17 protein-coding genes are annotated in these 19950 nt (G+C 46.2%); 8 read left to right on the top strand and 9 right to left on the bottom strand.

What is annotated here, in order from left to right; all coding sequences use genetic code 11:
• Positions 1–11: 11 nt before the first annotated feature.
• The gene (locus MJ595_RS12710) at positions 12–545 is read right to left on the bottom strand and encodes a phosphatase PAP2 family protein (protein ID WP_263078274.1); all 534 of its coding nucleotides are present in this window, start codon (positions 543–545) and stop codon (positions 12–14) included.
• Between the two features lie 181 nt (positions 546–726).
• Positions 727–2172: a dGTPase gene (gene dgt / locus MJ595_RS12705; RefSeq protein WP_263078273.1), complete on the bottom strand. Its 1446-nt coding sequence runs from the start codon at positions 2170–2172 to the stop codon at positions 727–729.
• Between the two features lie 235 nt (positions 2173–2407).
• On the opposite strand from dgt, the gene MJ595_RS12700 reads away from it, so the two are divergent.
• Together MJ595_RS12700 and MJ595_RS12695 are read left to right on the top strand one after the other, a co-directional pair.
• On the top strand, positions 2408–4336 hold the full coding sequence (locus tag MJ595_RS12700) for a DNA topoisomerase III (protein WP_263078271.1): 1929 nt from the start codon (positions 2408–2410) through the stop codon (positions 4334–4336).
• 299 nt (positions 4337–4635) lie between these two features.
• A complete protein-coding gene (locus tag MJ595_RS12695) occupies positions 4636–5865 on the top strand; it encodes an E2F family transcription factor (protein WP_263078270.1) in 1230 nt (409 codons plus the stop codon).
• A gap of 116 nt (positions 5866–5981) precedes the next feature.
• Here MJ595_RS12695 and MJ595_RS12690 read toward each other — a convergent pair whose 3' ends face one another.
• Positions 5982–8006, bottom strand: a complete 2025-nt coding sequence (locus tag MJ595_RS12690) for an NADPH-dependent 2,4-dienoyl-CoA reductase (protein ID WP_263078269.1) — start codon at positions 8004–8006, stop codon at positions 5982–5984.
• Positions 8007–8035: 29 nt separating this feature from the next.
• The gene (locus MJ595_RS12685; RefSeq protein ID WP_263078267.1) at positions 8036–8887 is read right to left on the bottom strand and encodes a crotonase/enoyl-CoA hydratase family protein; all 852 of its coding nucleotides are present in this window, start codon (positions 8885–8887) and stop codon (positions 8036–8038) included.
• 93 nt (positions 8888–8980) lie between these two features.
• Here MJ595_RS12685 and MJ595_RS12680 point away from each other — a divergent pair, with 93 nt between their 5' ends.
• From MJ595_RS12680 to MJ595_RS12665, 4 genes are all read left to right on the top strand, one after another.
• Entirely contained in the window at positions 8981–9613 is a 633-nt protein-coding gene (locus MJ595_RS12680; protein ID WP_263078266.1) for a TetR/AcrR family transcriptional regulator, read from the top strand.
• 65 nt (positions 9614–9678) lie between these two features.
• On the top strand, positions 9679–10614 hold the full coding sequence (locus MJ595_RS12675; RefSeq protein WP_263078265.1) for a hypothetical protein: 936 nt from the start codon (positions 9679–9681) through the stop codon (positions 10612–10614).
• Between the two features lie 335 nt (positions 10615–10949).
• Positions 10950–11219, top strand: coding sequence for a 30S ribosomal protein S20 (gene rpsT / locus MJ595_RS12670; RefSeq protein WP_263078264.1), 270 nt, complete (start codon positions 10950–10952; stop codon positions 11217–11219).
• 648 nt (positions 11220–11867) lie between these two features.
• On the top strand, positions 11868–12632 hold the full coding sequence (locus tag MJ595_RS12665; RefSeq protein ID WP_263078263.1) for an ankyrin repeat domain-containing protein: 765 nt from the start codon (positions 11868–11870) through the stop codon (positions 12630–12632).
• A 212-nt stretch (positions 12633–12844) separates the two neighbouring features.
• On the opposite strand, the gene MJ595_RS12660 is transcribed toward MJ595_RS12665, so the two are convergent.
• The 5 genes from MJ595_RS12660 to rplU all read right to left on the bottom strand — a co-directional run bounded on the left by MJ595_RS12660 (position 12845) and on the right by rplU (position 17837).
• Positions 12845–14182: an IS1380 family transposase gene (locus MJ595_RS12660; protein WP_263078015.1), complete on the bottom strand. Its 1338-nt coding sequence runs from the start codon at positions 14180–14182 to the stop codon at positions 12845–12847.
• 439 nt (positions 14183–14621) lie between these two features.
• Positions 14622–15746, bottom strand: a complete 1125-nt coding sequence (gene proB / locus MJ595_RS12655; RefSeq protein WP_263078262.1) for a glutamate 5-kinase — start codon at positions 15744–15746, stop codon at positions 14622–14624.
• 60 nt (positions 15747–15806) lie between these two features.
• The gene (gene cgtA, locus MJ595_RS12650; RefSeq protein WP_263078261.1) at positions 15807–17012 is read right to left on the bottom strand and encodes an Obg family GTPase CgtA; all 1206 of its coding nucleotides are present in this window, start codon (positions 17010–17012) and stop codon (positions 15807–15809) included.
• A gap of 244 nt (positions 17013–17256) precedes the next feature.
• The gene (rpmA, locus tag MJ595_RS12645) at positions 17257–17514 is read right to left on the bottom strand and encodes a 50S ribosomal protein L27 (RefSeq protein ID WP_263078260.1); all 258 of its coding nucleotides are present in this window, start codon (positions 17512–17514) and stop codon (positions 17257–17259) included.
• Between the two features lie 11 nt (positions 17515–17525).
• Positions 17526–17837, bottom strand: coding sequence for a 50S ribosomal protein L21 (gene rplU / locus MJ595_RS12640; RefSeq protein ID WP_263078259.1), 312 nt, complete (start codon positions 17835–17837; stop codon positions 17526–17528).
• 259 nt (positions 17838–18096) lie between these two features.
• Here rplU and MJ595_RS12635 point away from each other — a divergent pair, with 259 nt between their 5' ends.
• Together MJ595_RS12635 and MJ595_RS12630 are read left to right on the top strand one after the other, a co-directional pair.
• Entirely contained in the window at positions 18097–19041 is a 945-nt protein-coding gene (locus tag MJ595_RS12635; protein ID WP_263078258.1) for a polysaccharide deacetylase family protein, read from the top strand.
• Complete coding sequence (locus MJ595_RS12630; protein ID WP_263078257.1) at positions 19022–19885, top strand: GNAT family N-acetyltransferase; 864 nt, start codon at positions 19022–19024, stop codon at positions 19883–19885. The genes MJ595_RS12635 and MJ595_RS12630 overlap by 20 nt, the downstream gene beginning before the upstream one ends.
• Positions 19886–19950 lie beyond the last annotated feature (65 nt).

The raw sequence follows: 19950 nt of genomic DNA, 5'->3' as shown, positions 1-19950 counted from the left end.
GTCATCAATAATTACCAGGAATGGATATAATTCAACAAAATCCCGTCTTGAGAAAAGGTTGGAATAAGGGCGCTTTTATCTTCTTTACGAGTCGTAAAATACCATGATGAAAAAATACCGAGCGCAGCGCCAGCCGTTACATCGATAATATCATGTCTTTTTTCATGGACTCTACTGTAACCCACAAAGCTGGCCGCTATATAGGCGGGTATGGCATAACTTAGACCATATCGAAAATGGATAAAAGAGGCACTTTGAAATGCGGCAGAGGTATGTCCGGAGGGGAATGAAAATTTATTGGACTTATCAGGTCTTTCTTTTCTTGTTGTTTTCTTTAGTAACTCTGTTGTCAGTGACGAAGTGGCAAATGATTTCAATAACTGCATGGTTCCTTCAAAATCAGATTGAAGTAATGTGGATGAAAAAGCAATGGCAGGCAATGCATACTGCACATTATCTCCCATCTGCTTTATATTAGCATGGGTTGATTTGATAGTGGTTATTAGCACTACATACGCAATGCATAATTGAATATTTTTTTTCATTGATTCTGATTTATTTGTTAAAGGGTTTTTTGATTGTTTTTTTTAATAATTGGAAAGCTAGTTTAAAAAAAGAAAAGTACCAAATCTTTATTTTAATTTTTTATTCGATCAGTGAAGAAAGCTATGCCCGTTAAGGGCATAGAAAGTGAAATTTACATATAGCCAGAAGCAGTCATTGATATTATATTGCAGAAAGACTCTGGAACTCAGCCACTACAAAATGATCGGTCATACCACTGATATAGTCGATAATAAGTCTTGCTCGATAGTACCATTCCAGATCATTATTCAGATTCTCAGATGTTACTGTTTGTTCAGCTTGCTGCACCGCAGAGCAATAGGCCGCTTTATACTTCCGGGATAGCCGATGATAAAGCCGTTGCTGAATGAACAACCCACCATCATCTTGATAGGCAATGGCTTCAAACTGCTTTCTTGGCAGTTCCAGCAGAGGCCGATATATATTCATTAGTCCAGTGAGGGCTGAGTATCCCCGCAACTCCGGAGTTTCTTTTTCCCGATTGTTAAAAATATGACGGATTGCCACTGTTTTTAGAGTCTTTAGTGCCAAATGTTGACTGGAGCCACCATCAATGAGAGGTTCGTCCAGGGTGCCGTTATAAATGGCCTGATGATTTTCCAGATAACGGGAAGAGGCATAATCCACCAGATCCCTCACCAGCCGGGTTCTTAAGCGGATAATAAAGGTTTGGGATCCGGCATCCGACCTGGCTTCCTTAATAATGTCGAGAAGATAGGTATTATCATTGCCACTAAATTCTTGCCAGACTTCCTTAAGACGGTATTGTAATTCCCGGAATGACAGTATGCCCTTATCCACAGCATCTTCAAGGTCAGCAATACAATAGGCAATATCATCGGCCGCTTCCATAATATAGACCAGTGGAAAACGACAGCCTTCAGCTATATTGAGGGATTGCCATAATTGTCTGACAAGGGGTTCCTCACTGTAGTAAAACCCGGGTTTCTTTTGATGATAGTGGAACGGCTGATGTTTTCCTGGTCGAGGCTGATAGGGTGGCCGGGTGTACTTCATCAGGGCTGCTATTTGTGAATACGTCAGGTTTAACTCCTGAAGCGTATGAATAATTCGCAGGCCCTGGGCATTGCCTTCAAAAACACAGAGGTCTGGCAGCAGGGTTTCTCGAAATAATGAAGTGTGCCCATCCTTCCCTTTCAGGGACTTCCTGTGACACTCTGCCGCATGTTCAGCCATCCAGCAGCTGATGGTTTCTTCTCCAAAATGACCAAAAGGCGGGTTACCCACATCGTGCATCAGGCAGGCCATTTCTACCAGATTGGTAAAGGCGGTTTCAATACTGGCCAGACCATGTATTTCCAGCGCATCAGCTGCCTGAAATTTAGCCAGAATGGTTCTGGAGAGATAGCGTCCGGTTTGCTGTACTTCAAGGGAGTGAGTCAAACGGCTGCGCACTGCCGCATTGGTTTCCAGCGGATACACCTGGGTTTTCTGCTGTAGCCGCCTGATGGCCGCTGACTGAATAATTCGCCCACGGTCACTTTCGGTCTCTTCAACCAGATTACGATGGGTTTTAACTGAGCTGGGTTTCGGGCGGTCACAGGTGATTTTGGTCAGGTAATCCATAGCGCTTTGATTTGCTAATTATTAATCCAGACTAGCATATTGAGCTATGTGCGGCATATTGAAATCAGGACAGTTAAGCGGCGTTAAATTAAGCAAGGCTTAAGGCTGTTGAGATTTGACCATATGCTCAACCAATACCCCATCAACCCATGCCAATATTTGAGTAAATATTGTTTCGGACTATGCTCTTTGATTATTATTGACTGGTTATTTATACAGTTTACCGTGACCCTGTATGCGACTGATTATTGCTGAAAAACCGAGTCTTGGAAGGGCGATTGCTGATGTACTGCCCAGACCCCACAAAAAGCATAATGGCTATATTGAAACGGCAGGTGGTGATTATGTCACCTGGTGCATAGGTCATCTATTAGAACAGGCTGAGCCTGATGCCTATGACCCGGCCTTCAAACAGTGGCGCCTTGAACATTTACCCATCATTCCCAGTCAGTGGCTATTGCAACCCCGAAAAAGCAGCAGGAACCAGTTAACCGTTATTAAAAAACTGCTGAAGCGGGCTGAAATCATTGTCCATGCCGGTGACCCTGACCGGGAGGGACAGTTACTGGTGGATGAAGTTCTGGAATTTCTTAAATTGTCTTCGGTCCGTCGTAAGGAAGTACGACGACTGTTGATTAATGACCTGAACCCTCAGGCTGTCAAAAAGGCCTTGGCAAGACTGAAATCCAACAATGATTATGTGCCTCTATCGGTGTCCGCCCTGGCTCGGTCAAGAGCGGACTGGATATACGGCATCAATTTGACCCGGGCTTTTACTCTGTTAGGACGTAGGGAAGGATATAACGGGTTGCTGTCAGTAGGGCGAGTGCAGACCCCCATACTGGGACTGGTGGCTCGAAGAGATCAGGAAATAGCGCACTTTCAGGCTAAACCCTATTTTGAAGTCTTTGCGGTGCTGGAAACCGGGCAAAAAGAATCTTTCAAGGCCCGGTGGCTTCCCAGTGAATCATGCCAGCCGTGGATGGATGAGGAAGGACGGGTATTGGATCGTCGTCTTGCCGAAAACGTCATAGACCGAATTAAAGGGAAAACCGGGGAGGTGGTTTTAGCGGAGGACAAGCCCGGTAAAGAGCTACCTCCTCTGCCTTATTCCCTGTCGACGCTTCAAATTGATGCAGCACGGCAATACCGTATGAGTGCAGGGCAGGTTCTGGAAAGCTGCCAGAAACTCTATGAAAAGAAAATGATTACCTATCCCCGCTCGGATTGCCGGTATTTGCCAAAAGAACACTTTCAACAGGCACCTGAGGTTCTGGCTGCTATCCGCAATAATGATCATCAATGGGCAAAAGCCGTAGATAATGCCACACCCGATAAACCAGGACGGGCCTGGAACGATGCAAAAGTAGGCGCTCATCATGGGATTATTCCCACATCCAGACGCAGCGCCATTGATAAAATAAGTCGGGCGGAGCAACAGGTTTACGGGCTTATTGCCAGGCAATATATTGCCCAATTTTATCCAGACCACAGGTATCAAACACGACGAATCCAGGTACGTATTGAAGGGGGGCTATTTCAGGCCAGTAATCGCCAGGTGGTGGATGATGGGTGGAAAATACTCTATCAACAACAGGAGAGAAAAGATCAGCTGGATCTGCCACGATTACCATCGGTTAAGAAAGGGGAACAGCTGAACTGTATCGATGCAGAATTAAAAGAACGGGAAACCCAGCCACCTCGACCCTTTACCGATGCAACACTGCTCTCTGCCATGACCGGTATTGCCCGCTTTGTGAAAGACCCGGCCATTCGTAAAGTACTCAGGGAAACCGATGGGCTGGGAACAGAGGCCACCAGGGCTGGAATTATTGAGCTGTTATTCTCCCGCAAGTTTCTTACCCGTGAAGGGCGAAATATTCATGCCACTGCCACAGGGAAAGCCCTGATTGAAGCCTTACCGGAAAAAGTCAGCCAGCCAGATATGACCGCTAGCTGGGAGTCATTCCTGGACAGCATTGTTGAGCGTAAAGGAAGCTATAACACGTTTATGATTAATCTGGATCATGAACTAAGGACTTTATTGGCAACAGCAATGACTAATGGCATGCCAACAGTTCGGAACTTGCCACCTGTAAAGGAAAAATTTAGAAAGCGAAAGGGCGCTGTTTCTCGTAAAAAAACAGTTGCAAAAAGAGAATAGTAGAAAGCCAGGAAAAATGAGTCCTTATAGTGTACTGGTATTTTTCGGGATAAGTTGAAACGTTTTTTATTTAACCCTTAGAAACCTTTTTTATCTGCTATAGTCTTTTATTTGGATGAATAGTTATTTTTTCTACTTTAAAAGGCTTAGACCATGTTGCTTTTTAGGTTCTTTTTGTTTTTTTTTGTTTCTTTTCACAATTTGCTTTATCAATAGAAGTAGTTAAAAAGGAGGTTGAATTTGAAAAATCACATGGATTTTCCTGGGAAGAAGAAAATCAGATTTTCGCAGAGTGGATAATGGATGATTATTTATCACTCTCTACTGAGTATTTAGATGATTCTATTTCATTGAGCGGTGAAGAGTGGCAGGATGATACAACCACTCAAAATTTGCTGGCATATCTTTCAGAGAGTGATCAACAGCCTAGCGTTTCTGTTGAGAGTCCGTCTAAAAATGAGTTTTTCCCGATAAAACTTGAGCAATCACAAAATGATACTTCCTTATGTTCAACTTCGGATGAGAACCATGGGATAAATCTTTTTTGTGCTGAAAGCATAACTGAAGAAGACTGGAATACTTTTCCAGATCAAAGTGAATCATTACATCAAAATTATCATTATGGGGTACAAGATAATGAACCATCGGTAGTTTCAGTAGAAGTTATAGCGTTAGAAACGATTTTATTAAAGCCGGAGGCTTTGATCGACTCTCCCTCTACCCAACATCTTGCCTCCACTCAAATAATAAACCTGGATAGCCAGAGACTAGGCAATCAAGGCATAGATCAACTGAATGAGCATTCTTTTGGCATTGATATTGATCATCACCCTGAAAGTCTTAAAACGTCTATAAAAAAAGACTGTTTTAAAAAAATAGCAAGAAATTTCATGAAACGAATGCCAAGCAATGACAACACCTTTCTTATAACTTTATTCGATAGCGAAAGTGATTGCATGCATTGTTTAAATAAAGAAAGTAAAAAGAAACAAAAGTCTTATAGAAGGAGAATCTATGATGTAATTAACGCTTTTGTTAGCTTTGGCATCATTGAGATAGTTGGTAACTGCTGTGAAGAAAGCGAACAATGTAAAGACTTTCATATTCAAGAGAAGGATATAATTGGCGAGTATGATGGTTTTTGTTTTTGTCACCCCAGGAGGATAAATAAGAGATATAGGGTGACAGGAGTATTTAAAGATGGTGGAGAAGCTGTTCAACGGAGAAGGGAAGGTGTAAAAAAAAGAGAAGACAGAAGCTTGCGAAAATATGGATGTGACGTAGCTCGCTATATATGTGAATTATGGCCAACTGATGCAACAAAAATAATTAGAATAGATGAACTTTCTAATATAATGGGTATAAATATTAGAAATAATAAAAGACGCATTTACGACTTGACAAATATTTTAGAAGGAATTGATATTTTATCCAAGGAAGGTAAAGGGAAGTGGACTGTTAATTGGATGAACAGGTATTTCAGCCACCTAAAACCTGCCACTAATCATTCTCAGCTTTTATTCTTGTAAAAGTAATCTTTCCCATGGCACTAAAGCAATTTGGGAATTATTTGGATTAAAGACAATCTGAATTATTAGCAGGAAACTATGAGGGCTAAATGCTTTGGATTTAGCCCCCCTAAAAGTTATACTTCCGCAGCTAAACGACAGCCTTGATCTATGGCCCTTTTAGCATCCAGTTCAGCAGCCTTGTCAGCCCCACCAATCAAATGGAGCGTTTTTCCTTGGGTAGTGTCAGCTAGCTCCCGCAGTGGTTCCTGGCCAGCACATATAACAATAGTGTCCACACCAAGAACCCTTGAGTTACCGGCGATGCTCAGGTGAAGTCCCTGATCATCAATCTTGTGGTATTCACAATCAGGAATCATTTTTACACCACGGCTGGCCAGTGAGGTACGATGTATCCAACCCGTGGTTTTGCCAAGACCCGCTCCCGGCTTGGTTTTCTTACGTTGCAACAGATAAACCTCCCTGGATGACTCTGGCTTGCCCTTTGATGGTAAAAGTCCACCACGACTTTCAAGGGTAATATCAACACCCCACTCCTTCATAAAGGCAGGGATATCAAGAGTGGTTGAGGGTCCTTTCTGGGTAATATATTCACACAGATCAAAACCAATCCCCCCGGCACCAATCACTGCTACTTTATTACCTATAGGTGCCCCCTTAAATACATCCAAGTAGCTTAATACGGATGGGTGATCCATACCCGCTATATCCAGTTTGCGGGGAGCAATACCCGTAGCAATAATAACCTCGTCAAAATCACTGTGTTCCAAGTCTGAGGCTGATACCCTGGTATTCAGTTTAAGGTTGACGCCGGTTAACTGAATCTGTCGTTTAAAATAACGAAGGGTTTCTTCAAACTCCTCTTTTCCCGGCACTTGTTTAGCGATATTAAACTGACCACCGATTTTATCGGATGCCTCAAACAGCGTAATATCATGTCCTCGAGATGCTGCCGTTACTGAAAAGGCCAGGCCAGCGGGACCTGAGCCAATCACGGCCAGTTTTTTAGGCTGTACTGTTGGCTCATAATTAAGTTCTGTTTCATGACAGGCCCGGGGATTCACCAGACAGCTGGTCAATTTTCCCTGAAAAACATGATCCAGGCAGGCCTGGTTGCAGGCGATACAGGTATTAATTTCATCGCTTCGCCCGACTTCTGCCTTATTTGCCCATTCAGCATCGGCCAACATTGGACGAGCCATGGAAATAATATCCGCATCGCCTCTGGCCAGTACTTCTTCAGCCACGTCAGGCATATTAATTCGATTAGAAGTAATCACCGGAATGTTGAGGTCTTTACGGATCTTTGCCGTTACCCAGGTAAAAGCCGCCCGGGGAACCATGGTGGCTATGGTTGGGATACGGGCCTCATGCCAGCCAATACCGGTGTTAATAATGGTTGCCCCTGCCTTTTCTATCTCTTTGCCCAGCTGAACTATTTCCTCCCAGCTACTGCCGTCTTCTACCAGGTCAAGCATGGACAGGCGGTAAATAATAATAAAATCCTTGCCTACCCGTTCACGGGTTCGCCGGATAACTTCAATGGGCAGACGAATGCGGTTTTCATAACGCCCTCCCCATTGATCCTTACGATGATTGGTTCGGGGAGCAATAAACTGGTTAATAAAGTAACCCTCTGACCCCATAATCTCTACACCGTCATAGCCCGCTTCTTTAGCAAGGGAAGATGTGTGGGCAAAGGCCTCTATTTGTCCGTCAATTTCATCGGGAGCCAGTTCCCTTGGCTTAAAGGGATTAATCGGTGCCTGAATGGCGCTGGGGGCTATGTTCATGGGATGATAGGCATAGCGACCGGTATGCAGGATCTGCAGGCAAATTTTACCGCCTTCATTATGGACAGCCCGGGTCACTACTTTATGTTTAGCCACCTCCTCTGTTTTATTTAACAGGGCGGCGGCTGGCATACCGCCCCCTTCAACATTTGGGCCAATACCGCCTGTAACAATCAGGCCAACTCCGCCCTTGGCCCGCTCTGCATAGAATGCTGCAAGGCGTTCAAATCCCTGAGGGCGCTCTTCAAGGTTGGTATGCATTGAACCCATTAGAACGCGGTTTTTCAGGGTAGTAAAACCCAGATCCAATGGCGAAAAAAGGTGGGGGTAATAGGTGTTTGTAGCCATAGTATACCTCTTTCTTATTAGAGTAGTAATCAGCTCTCGTCTTGTGAGAGAGGAGGGGTTACAGGCCACAGATCATCAAAGTCTGCAGGCTGTTTCTGAACATTGGCCTGGAATGCTTTCATCATTTCATTAGGTTGAAACATGCCGCTCTGCCAGGTGGCCATATATTTCAGGCTATCTGTTACGGAATGATCCCGGGAAAAATTCAACATCTCCTTACTGCCAGCCACCGCAAGAGGAGAGTTGGCCACTATCTGGCGGGCAATATCCATAACATGAGCCAGCATACGCTCCTTATCCGGGAACAGTTGGTTGATAAAGCCTCTTGCCAGTGCTTCCCTGGCAGATAACTTTCTGCCCGTGTAAGCCAGTTCACGCACCAGTCCCTCAGATAATTGGTGGGGCAGCCTTTGCAGAACACCAAGATCGGCGGTCATTCCCAGCCGGGTTTCTTTTACTGAAAAATAAGCATCTTCTGTGGCATACCGACAATCACAGGCGCATACAAGATTGAGGGCTCCCCCGATACAGCCGCCATGGACGGCAGCTAAAACCGGAATCCGGGTTTCTTGCAGTTGGGTAAAAATAGCCTGGAGTTGAAGAACGGTTCTTCTAAGGTTTTCACTGCGTCGCCCGGGATCTCCTGATATCAAGCTTGAGTCAGGAGACATAAAAACAGATAAATCCATACCTGAAGAAAACATTGAGCCCTCTCCAGACAAAATTATAACCCGTGCACGACAATGATTTTCTATATCCCGGATTGCTTCCGGAAACTCTCTCCAGAAGTCAAGGTTCATGGCATTCCGTTTGTCCGGGCGGTGGAGAGTGATATGGGCGATATCAGCATCAACTGATACCTGGATGGATTGGTAGGCCATGGCAAACTCGTATTTTATAGATATTTTTATAGTCTGAGTGGTAAAGTAAATCTGTAATTTGACGGTGTCAAGATTGTTTTTGAGTGAAGCATTATGGATAAAACCCAATCCTATCATCATGGCAACCTGGAGCAGGTGCTTATAGAAGAAGCAACACGCATGATTGGCGAATCCGGAGTTGAACAATTATCCATGCGGGGGCTGGCAGAAAGGGTGGGGGTGTCACGGACTGCCGCTTACCACCACTTCAAAAACAAGAATGAATTGCTATGTGCCATTGCAGAACAGGGTTTTTATGGCTGGGAAAAACATTTTGACGCGCTATTTAACACTAAACCCATCCCACTAAAACCGTGGCTTTCTGATTTTGTCCAAACGTATATCGCCTTTGCCCAGCATCATGCCGAGCAATATGACCTGATGTTTGGCAGGCCAGTCTGGAAAAGAGGCGCACCTACCCAGTCGCTAAACGCGGTGTCTAAAAAGGCTTTTCAACGATTTGTGGCGTTTATTCGTGAATGGCAGCAACAAGGTATTTTTACCCGGTCGATAGATGGGCTGCGCCTGGCTCAAGTCACCTGGGGGATGCTCCATGGTATATGCAGATTATTGAATGACGGTGTTTATCTTGAGGGAGAGGCCGTAGAAAACATGTGTAATGCCATTGTGAAGGTTTTAGCTAACAGTATTGTCAGCGTTTCTGACTTTTCCGGAACTACAGGCTAAAACTTTAGTCTTAAGCATTATGATTACTCGGTTAAATTCAGGATTTTAAAAATAAGGAGGTTTTTATGTACACAAATGGAACAGCTCAATGCCCCCCGATAGGCCCTTTCCAGTGTCCGTTAGACCCACCGACAAAAAATGCCGGCAAGGGGAAAAGTTATGCGCCAGATTATAAAGATGTAATGCTGGGTATAACACCTGCAACAAAAAGGGCAGGCTGGTCTAGCAATATAAACAAGAACGTTTCTACTCCACCAGGTAATGTTATCCCAAAAATTAAGGGACAGTGCCATGCTCCGGACTATAAGGATGTGATGTTAGACGTAACACCAGCAAAACCACGGGCAAGTTTATTAGGCAAGGCCAAAAAAGTGGATACCCCTTCATCCTGGTTTAGCTGGATTCCTGAATGGCTTCCACAAACTGCCTTATTAGGTTTGCAGTATGGCATTCCTGGATTGGCCGCCGGTGGATTGGGTTATTATTTAGGAAAACAGTCTCATCAGCAGGTTATTGAAGATCTTCAAAACGAAAAAAACAGCATTGAAAATGCGGCAGCTGACATTAAGTTGGGTTCTCAAAAAATGGCCGCTGATAATGAACAGTTAAGAAAAACACTAGCCAATATGTCCGCTGAAAATGAGCGGATGAAGAAAGAATTCCAGGCAATGAATGAGAAAATGAATAAGCTGACTGAGAAAAAGCCTGGGGTAATAGAGAACAAAGAGAAAAAAGATGCTGAAAAAAAGCCCCCTCAAATTCAAAATGCTACAACCGTTTCTCATCCAGTACAGAATGCTCAGCAACCAGATCCCTGCAATCCAGAGCACAGGTGTTGCCGTTTATACTCAAGGCAGGCTCAGCCGTTCTTTGTCCAGCCTTATATGATAGCGCCACCTATTTATGTAGGCCCACCGATAAACTATTGGCCAATGGCTCAGGTATCAGTAATTAGCCAGCCATGTTTTGGATTTATGCGCTATGGATATCTGGGGTATTAAGTGTTTGGGGCTAAACCGCACCCACATAGAAAGTCCTTTAACTGGTGTGGTTTAGCCATTATTAACTCTTCTGTAGTCATAGATTTTTGAGTCGTTATTCTGCAAGATTATTCACAACCTGATCACTGCCAACCCTGACCACCAGCAAGCGTTCCTCTATTGACAACCCCCCTATAAATAGGCATAGTTCCCGCCTTTGATATGGTATATGGGCTGAAAAATCTTCTTACCCGGGAAGGCTTTTCAGTAACCGCGGCACGGCCATGTACCCAGCAGGGTGTCCGAAGCCTCCCTGTTATCAACAGAACGAAATCCCTATTTCAAGGAGCTCAACGGTGGCAAACTCACCCTCCGCAAAGAAACGCGCCCGTCAGGCTGAAAACCGTCGCCAGCACAACGCAAGCCTGCGTTCCATGGTTCGTACTTCCATCAAGAAAGTTGTACGTGCTATCGAAGCTAAAGACCTGGAAGCTGCCAAGACTGCATTCCAGGCGGCCGTTCCTGTCATCGACCGCATGGCTGACAAAGGCATTATTCACAAGAATAAAGCTGCCCGTCACAAGAGCCGCCTGAACGCTCAGGTTAAAGCACTGGCTTCCGCCTAAGCTTTAAGCTTTGCAAAAAAACCGGCTACATGCCGGTTTTTTTTATGCCCCTACCTCAACACCATTTTCATTCATAGATACGCCGCCCCTGCACCAATAAGGCTTGACATCCATTCGAGCTGATTCCTGGGCTGCTCCACCTACACTCGACCACCTTTCAAAGCTCTATAGACACATCTGACAAGATTGTTAGCACCCGTGACAGACGATGGAACTTCCTTATCATCCTGTACGTCCAACCAATTATCTTTCTTTGACTTAATTAAACTCAGTGAAAAACAAAAAATAATAAAAAATGGGTAATTTATGCTATCAAATACTAACCAGACTGCACCAATCACTGGCAATGTCATTAATCCCAAACAGGTCTCTTATCTCGAAACGGAGGAGAACCGCAGCACAAAAGCCATAACAATCCACTTTCTCGCTGGCAGAGACAGAACTGTCTCGATCAATAACACAAACTGTCAAACTGAAATAAATACACTTGAAGCGCTTAAGTGCCCAATATGCTTAGAAATAAAGGGGCAAAAGGTATTTCGTACACGCAAATGTCAACATGTAATCTGTAACAACTGCTTCGAAAATCTAAAAGAACCTACGACATGCCCTACCTGCCGTACTCCGCTATCCACAGATGATCCTAGAATGGATCCTCTAGCAACGTCAATGCTGGAAATTAACCGGGATAGCCTTATCAAAAAAAACCAAAAAGATATTGAGAAACAGATTAAGGAACAACTCGATACAGAGGAAGAAGAAATAGCACAAGCCATCAAAGAGGCCATCGCAGAAAATGACGTAATCGAACTCAAAGAATTCAATTTAAACAAGGATTCATCCGCCCTGCAAAAAGCTCAATCTGAATTATCCCCCAGATCATTACTATCCTCCGCGGCAGAGCAAGGAGCAAATGATGTAATCGCGTATTTTTTACAAACAGGTCTTAAACCTCACCCAAATGAAGATTTAATATCAGACGCTATACTCAATGAGCAATACGATGCAGCAGAGTCTCTAATCCTCCACGCAGAAAACTTTCCCTGTATTAAGATAAATCCTGAAACAGTTCATGATACTCCCGGACAAAGCCATCCTTTATGGAATATCGCAAATATTAGACAGGAAAACTTACAAATACTTCAGGTGGCAACACTATTACTGGAAGCAGGAGCCAATCCTAATTTCTCTATAACAAATTTCAATGGAAACAGTGTCAGCAAAAGCCCTCTCAGTCTCGCCTGTCAGTATGGAAATATGCAATTGGCTGAACTTCTCCTGAAACATAACGCTGATGTTAGCGGTCATAGCTCAGAATTCATGCCTCCTATTTTCATTGCTGCCAGATACTTGCAACCAGACACGCTCGAACTACTGGTAAATGAAGGAGCTGATATTGACCTGAATCCGTGATTTCTTGATTTGCCCGGCAGTTTTGAAAATGTGCTGATTAATTTTTTCCTTTGAAAATAACTCGGGTTATTGATTGAAGTGTTTTTATGTCGTTTTTAAGCATAAATGCTGATCAAAATATCATCAAACTTGAAGACAGGTTGAAAGAAGCCCTACCGTTATCAATACAGTACTTTCTCATTTATGGCATTTTTTTCTATCTCGCTATTCAATCAACAAAGTGCATGCTGGCTTATTAATTGATGGAAAGACCTGAAACCAGGACAGTAACGACCAAAGCGTAGCCGGTATTGATGTCCTTTTTTCAGAAGACGGGCAGCCAGGTAGATGAGTTCCTGTATCACGGTTTTTAACCGGCGTCGTTTGGCTTTATGACGTACCGGCGCATCTGGCCCGAGCAAGCAACTCTGCCCCATGTAGCGCAGAATGTTATAGACCAGTGCACCCAAACACATCACCAGGTCGTTGGTGTCAAACTTGCCTGAAGGCAGGCGCTCTAAATCCATATCAGTCTTCAACTCACTGTGAAACTGCTCGCTGGTCGCATGATCCTCATAAAGATTAATGATCTGATCATCGCTGTAGTCAGCTTCGCTGAGTGTTGTCCACCATCCTTCCAGCTCATAATCGGGTGTCAGAAATCTCTGCCCTACAGTATCAGTGGTACGCTTGATAATGCGAATAATCAGACGCTGGTTACCATAGTTGGTTTCATAGACGGTTGAGAGTGTCGCATAACTCTTTCCTGGACGCGACTCCTCCCATTTGACTTGCTTTTCTTCAAAAATGGGGAGCCAGTGTTCCTTGGTGTGATACTTTCTTGGGTTGAGCTTGATAATGTGATTCACACCTTTGAACCCGGCGATTTCCCGGCGCGATTCCTCAGCATCGTGGCCACTATCAAGGCGAACCAGAATAGGCGCTCGGGTCAAACGTCGGCTGCGGTGCAGCACTGCTTGTAAAAAGCCAATAAAATCATTCTGGGAGTGCTGAGAGCCTGGGCGTAATTCACATCCCAGGCACCAGCCTTCGCAGCCAAAGTAAGCGGCAATAGGGGCATAACCAAAGAATTTTTTATACGTGTACTCGACCCCCTCCTTTTTGGTATTGCTGTTATCCATAGGGAATACGTCGATATCCAGTGGTATGTGCTGCTTCTTATCGAGTTTTTTCGGAAGGGGTGTGACGGGCACCTGAAGATTAACCAGGACATCGGTAAGGCTGTCCTCGATGAAAGGAATCAGTTGGGCGGCATCTTCATTGAAACGCTGTCTTAAGCGGCTGGCTGAAGGCATTTGTTTAATGCCCATTGCCAACCGGAACCAGTCGTTATCCCGGTTATTATCAACATTATCAAAATCACTTTTACCCTGAGCCAGTTGGCCGCAGTAAGCTCTGATCAGGTCGATATGAGTGATACGGTGCCTTTTTTTTATTTTGCGCAGGGATTTGCTTAACGCTGTCTTTTTGTTGAGTGCATGACCAACGAAATAAAGCCCTGCGACCGGTGTATAAAATTCCGTCTGTGATTGTTCAATTTTCAGTTTCACAAAAATGCACCCAGGTGGTGAAAATTAGAGTGGGTGCATTTTAACTTGGAACTTACGTTTTGTGGTTGATCCAGAGGAGTTGGGCTACAGTGAACTCACGGATTCAGGATTGAGAAAAAAACCTACTCCGGCCAATCCCTCTTAGATATAGCTCAGGAAGCCCGGAATTCCTCTAACGACCCTGACCGCGATATAAGACTCCGTCGCATAAAAAAAATCCTACAGGACGCTAAGCCAGCGGCCAGCAAGATAAGCCACAAGCGAAAACACCCTCACAGCGATGACACAGACGCTCCCAGTACTTCCCGCCCAAGAATGGGTTATAGCCTGTAAATAATGTTGAATAAGCGCTACTTTTTATTTATATCCTGATCCGGTCTGGAAACATAACTCCAAACCGGTTCATGGCGGCTTTCCAGTTCCTTATCGACACAGTCCATCAGCCAACAATCATATTATCCCTATGAATCAACTCTTCCTCGCCCTCATAGCCTAGTAACAGGCGAATCTCTGAGCTTGACCGTCCAATAAGTTTTCTCGCCTCTGCCGAGCCATAGTTGATAAGCCCCCGGGCCACTTCGCCGCCCTGCTCATCAACACAGGCTACCATTTCGCCCCGCTGGAAATATCCTCTAACTTCCTTGACACCCACAGACAAAAGACTTCGCCCCTTCTCCCTCAACACCTTGACCGCTCCTGCATCAAGAACCAGCTCGCCAGAGGTTCTCATATGTCCCTGAAGCCATTGTTTTCTAGCTGCAAGACGCCCTTGATCTGGCAGTAGCAAGGTACCAAGAGATTCCTGTTGATACAGTCGACCAAGCACATTATCAATTCTGCCACCCACGATTACCGTAGCTGCCCCGGAACCCGCCGCCAGCCGCCCAGCCCTGAGTTTGGTCTGCATACCACCACGCCCAAGGCGACCACTACCGCCACCAGCCATGGCATCCAGCCTGGAGTCACTGGCCTGAGCCTCATGGATCAACCGGGCTTCCGAATTTTTCCTGGGGTCACAGGTAAACAGGCCATCCTGATCCGTGAGGATCACCAGGACATCCGCCTCAACCAGGTTAGCCACCAAAGCGCCAAGGGTATCGTTATCACCAAAACGAATCTCGTCGGTAACAACCGTGTCATTCTCATTTACCACTGGCACCACATCATGCTCAAGCAAAGCCCTCAGTGTGGCCCGGGCATTAAGGTAACGCTGCCGGTTACTATGGTCAGCATGGGTGAGCAGTATCTGGGCTGGCTGAACGCCCTCTTTGTCAAAGGAGGCTTCCCAGGCCTGAACCAGCCTCGCCTGGCCCACAGCAGCAGCAGCTTGCAGCTGGTGCAAGGCATCCGGTCGCTCAGCCCAGCCAAGACACTCCATGCCCGCAGCAACAGCACCTGAGGAGACCAGTACCACCTCTATACCTTGCTGACGCAGCATACAGATTTGTCTTACCCAGGCATCCATACTGCCCATATCAAGTCCCTGACCATCATTGGTTAACAGGGCACTGCCAATCTTCACCACCCAACGCTGGGCTGACCGTAACCGGCTACGCTCACTCATTCATTTCACTCCCAAGAAATCGGGTCACTCAAAGCCTGCATTCAAATGAATAGTATTCGCTTAGGGAGCGTAAAAAACCTCAACATCATCATCCGCATCTTCTTCAGCTTCCGCCTCGGCAGCTGCCGCTTTTGCTGCGATCCTTCTGGCACGACGTTGCTCGGCAAGTTCCCGCATTCGAGCCCGGGCCTCTGCCTCCATTCGTGCTCTTTGCGCTTCTTCCGCCTGTGCCATCTCTTCATTTTCAGCTTCCTGGAGATTGCGCTCTTCAATGAAGTTCATGATGTCCTGGCAGAGCGACTCAGTACCCTTGCTGGCTATAGCCGCAGTACGATAAACCGGCCCCTCCCACTCCAGCTCATCAATAATGCGCTGGCAAATCGTCTCCTGCTGATCTTCAGGGAGCAGGTCAACCTTATTCAGTACCAGCCAGCGATCCCTGGACGCCAGCGCCCCACTGAACTTCTCCAGCTCATTAACGATAGCCTTCGCACTCTCTACAGGATCGGTTTCATCAAAGGGTGCTACGTCAACCAGATGAAGCAGAATTCGACAGCGAGCCAGGTGTTTCAGAAAACGAATACCCAATCCGGCACCTTCAGCAGCCCCTTCAATCAGTCCCGGGATATCCGCCACCACAAAACTGCGATGCTTTTGCACACTGACCACCCCAAGGTTAGGAACCAGTGTGGTAAACGGATAATTAGCCACCTTCGGACGGGCATGGGAAACAGACCGGATAAACGTCGACTTACCTGCATTTGGCATACCCAGCAAGCCAACATCGGCAATAACCTTCAACTCCAGTCGCAGGGTTCTGGCCTCACCTTCAGAACCTTTTGTAGTCTGACGGGGTGCCCGGTTAACACTGGACTTGAAACGGGTATTACCAAGGCCATGAAAGCCACCCTGAGCCACCTTTAGTTTTTGCCCTTCGCGGGTCAGGTCACCAATAACCTCTTCTGTCTCATCATCAACAATCGTTGTACCCACAGGGACTTTCAGCTCAATATTCGACCCTTTGGCGCCGGTACAATTGCGGCCGCGCCCCTGTTCACCACTTTCGGCCTCATAATGACGCTGATAACGATAGTCCACCAGGGTATTCAGGTCATTGTCAGCAACAATGTAGACACTGCCACCATCACCGCCATCTCCCCCGTCCGGGCCACCCTTGGCAACAAATTTTTCCCGTCTGAAGCTCAGGCAACCGTTGCCACCCTTTCCAGCCTGTACATTAATCAGCGCTTCATCTACAAACTTCATTATCAACCTCCTGCAGCACCAGGCACAATTTAACCGGAGCTATCTTCCGGTTAGCATACTTCACTTCCAGAGCCCAGTGCCCACAGATAAACTCTCAACCACTCACCGTCTGGCGAAAAACTTATCTGCAGACACTGAAAGTTTAAACACCATACTATATAAAGAAAGCCCCGCACTAGGCGGGGCTTTCTATGACCAGTATCAGAAACAGCTCAAAGCGTGCTCGTCAACCGGACAAGCACAATTAAGCCGCTTCGATGCGAACGTACTTGCGCTTCTGAGGACCTTTAACCTCAAATACCACTTTACCGTCAGCCTTGGCAAACAGAGTGTGGTCTTTACCGATGCCTACATTTTCACCGGCGCGGAACTGGGTGCCACGCTGACGAACAATGATGTTACCGGCGCGAACAGCCTGACCGCCAAAGCGCTTGACACCAAGGCGTTTACTTTCTGAATCGCGACCGTTGCGGGTACTACCGCCAGCTTTCTTGTGAGCCATTCTCTCTCTCCTTAGCCTGCAATACCGGTAATTTTCAGCTCAGTGAACCACTGACGGTGGCCCATCTGCTTGCGATGATGCTTGCGGCGCTTGAACTTGATGATTTTAACCTTGGGTCCACGGCCGTGGCTTACCACTTCCGCAGTAACCTTGGCACCATCAACTACAGGTGCACCTACCTTAACTTCTTCGCCATTAGCGATCAGCAGGATGTCGTTGAGTTCGATACTGTCACCGGCTGCGGCTTCCAGCTTCTCAACCTTGAGGGTTTCCCCTTCGGCAACGCGGTACTGCTTGCCGCCGGTTCTGATAACTGCGTACATTATAATCTCCGAAAATCCTATAGAGCCTCTTTGTCAAAGGCATCCGACCAAAAACCCGGGATCAGCTCCCAGGTACTGCCGGAATTTTGCTATCTAAAAATCACTGATTGACAACCGGATAACACCGCATGGGCATGGCAGCACTGTGAAGCACTGTAGCACCAGACAAAATGGCACGTTATCCCGGATTCTCAGATAGGGGCGCAAATTTTAAGGAAATGCAACGGAACTGGCAAGTCTCATTGGCTATATTTACTCCATGAAAGATACTTACCCGCGTGATTGGCAGGGTTACGGTCAACAACGTCCACGGTTTCAATGGCCTTTGGGCAACCGGCTGGCAATCAGCCTGGTACTTAATTATGAAGAAGGTGCAGAGCGCAACCCCCTTGACGGCGATGATTGCTCTGAAAACCTGATGAGTGGTTTCTCCGCCCTGCCTTCTTTATCTCAGGCTCGTCACTTCTCTTCAGAAAGTCTGTATTCCTACGGTAGCCGGGTGGGGTGCTGGCGCCTGTTAAAATTATTTGAAAGGTGCAAGGTACCAGCCACCATCTTTGCCTGTGGACTCGCACTGGAAAGAAACCCGGAGTTTGCCGGATACCTGCAAGGCTCTCCCCACGAAATTGCAGGCCATGGCTATCGCTGGATAGACTACAGCAAGGTTGACGCAGTCCTTGAAAGAGAGCATATCCATCGCACCCTGGATATTATCGAAAGCAGTACCGGAAAAAAGGTGACCGGATGGTATACAGGACGAAAAAGCCGTAATACCCGCGAACTTGTTATTGATGCCGGCTTGACCTACGACAGTGATGATTACTCTGACGACTTGCCCTGGTGGCTAAATACCGGAAGCAAGCACCATCTCATTATCCCCTATACATTACTGAATAATGATTGCCAATATACCTTATCCCCGGGCTGGAGCACTCCCGAACAAGCCTGGCAACACCTGAAAGCCACCTTTGATACCCTTTACCATGAAAGCGAAGAGCACCCGACCCTGATGTCTATCGGTATACACTGCCGCCTGTCAGGCCATCCCGGTAGAAGCCAGGTTTTAAAAAAATTTATCGAATATGCCCAGGCCCATAACCATGTCTGGTTTACCACCAGAGCGTCCATCGCTGATTATTGGCAGGAAAACTGTCCACCTGCCCCTATGAAGAAGGAGGGTAACAATGATAACTCCAGTCTCTAAAACCCTGCCACTGGTCAGACCTCTCACCCGGGAAGAGACCCACATCATGTTTGACTGGGTCAAACAGGAGGGCTGGAACCCGGGCATCAACGATGCAGAAACACTCTACCAATTTTTCCCTGCCGGTCTTCTGGGCTGCTTTATCGACAACCAACTGACAGGCGTCAGTGCTGTCTTTAATTACTCCCCCGGCTTTGCATTTTTTGGCCTTTATATTATCAAACCCGAGTACCGGGGGCTGGGTTATGGCTTAGCCATGACCCGGCATAGACTACAAATTGCAGGTCAAAGAAATATCGGTCTTGATGGGGTTATGGAAAATATTTCCAAATATCGCCATATTGGTTTTCGATTTGCGTACACCACATTCCGTTTTGAGTTCCGGCCGATAATCACTCCCCCCACGCCACCGCAGCTCATTGCAAATTTCGAAGCCATCCCCCTGGCCGATCTCCTGGATTATGAAGCCAGGCTTTTTCCAGCATCCCGTTCCTCTTTCCTCAAGGTATGGCTTGCCCAGCCCCACACCATCAAAGCAGCATGGCTACTCAACAATCAGCTACAAGGCTATGGGGTAATGCGCCACTGTATCAACGGCTATAAAGTGGGTCCCCTGTTTGCTGATTCGCCCGAAATTGCGGAACAATTACTGTTCTACTTTCTTTCAAAAAGCCAAGGACAGCGCGTTTTTTTAGATACACCGGAATTGAATGAAGCCGCATTAAGAATAGGTGCAAAACTCAAGGCTAAAGAGGTATTTAAAGCCGCCAGAATGTACACAGGTTATATCCCGAACCTTGATTATCAGCGAATCTATAGCATTACTTCGCTTGAGACCGGATAACACCATCGGTTCCCTGCCTATTGACAGACTTACCCCCTCTCCATAGGATTGCAGATTTAAATCCA

The organism is Endozoicomonas sp. Mp262, from assembly GCF_025643335.1.
Taxonomy (GTDB): domain Bacteria; phylum Pseudomonadota; class Gammaproteobacteria; order Pseudomonadales; family Endozoicomonadaceae; genus Endonucleibacter.
This window is presented reverse-complemented; position numbering and strand designations above follow the sequence as displayed.

Coding starts and splice junctions, on each gene's coding strand:
- MJ595_RS12710 (WP_263078274.1), bottom strand. CDS start 545: ATGAAAAAAAATATTCAATTATGCATTGCGTATGTAGTGCTAATAACC.
- dgt (WP_263078273.1), bottom strand. CDS start 2,172: ATGGATTACCTGACCAAAATCACCTGTGACCGCCCGAAACCCAGCTCA.
- MJ595_RS12700 (WP_263078271.1), top strand. CDS start 2,408: ATGCGACTGATTATTGCTGAAAAACCGAGTCTTGGAAGGGCGATTGCT.
- MJ595_RS12695 (WP_263078270.1), top strand. CDS start 4,636: ATGGATGATTATTTATCACTCTCTACTGAGTATTTAGATGATTCTATT.
- MJ595_RS12690 (WP_263078269.1), bottom strand. CDS start 8,006: ATGGCTACAAACACCTATTACCCCCACCTTTTTTCGCCATTGGATCTG.
- MJ595_RS12685 (WP_263078267.1), bottom strand. CDS start 8,887: ATGGCCTACCAATCCATCCAGGTATCAGTTGATGCTGATATCGCCCAT.
- MJ595_RS12680 (WP_263078266.1), top strand. CDS start 8,981: ATGGATAAAACCCAATCCTATCATCATGGCAACCTGGAGCAGGTGCTT.
- MJ595_RS12675 (WP_263078265.1), top strand. CDS start 9,679: ATGTACACAAATGGAACAGCTCAATGCCCCCCGATAGGCCCTTTCCAG.
- MJ595_RS12665 (WP_263078263.1), top strand. CDS start 11,868: ATGGATCCTCTAGCAACGTCAATGCTGGAAATTAACCGGGATAGCCTT.
- proB (WP_263078262.1), bottom strand. CDS start 15,746: ATGAGTGAGCGTAGCCGGTTACGGTCAGCCCAGCGTTGGGTGGTGAAG.
- cgtA (WP_263078261.1), bottom strand. CDS start 17,012: ATGAAGTTTGTAGATGAAGCGCTGATTAATGTACAGGCTGGAAAGGGT.
- rpmA (WP_263078260.1), bottom strand. CDS start 17,514: ATGGCTCACAAGAAAGCTGGCGGTAGTACCCGCAACGGTCGCGATTCA.
- rplU (WP_263078259.1), bottom strand. CDS start 17,837: ATGTACGCAGTTATCAGAACCGGCGGCAAGCAGTACCGCGTTGCCGAA.
- MJ595_RS12635 (WP_263078258.1), top strand. CDS start 18,097: ATGAAAGATACTTACCCGCGTGATTGGCAGGGTTACGGTCAACAACGT.
- MJ595_RS12630 (WP_263078257.1), top strand. CDS start 19,022: ATGATAACTCCAGTCTCTAAAACCCTGCCACTGGTCAGACCTCTCACC.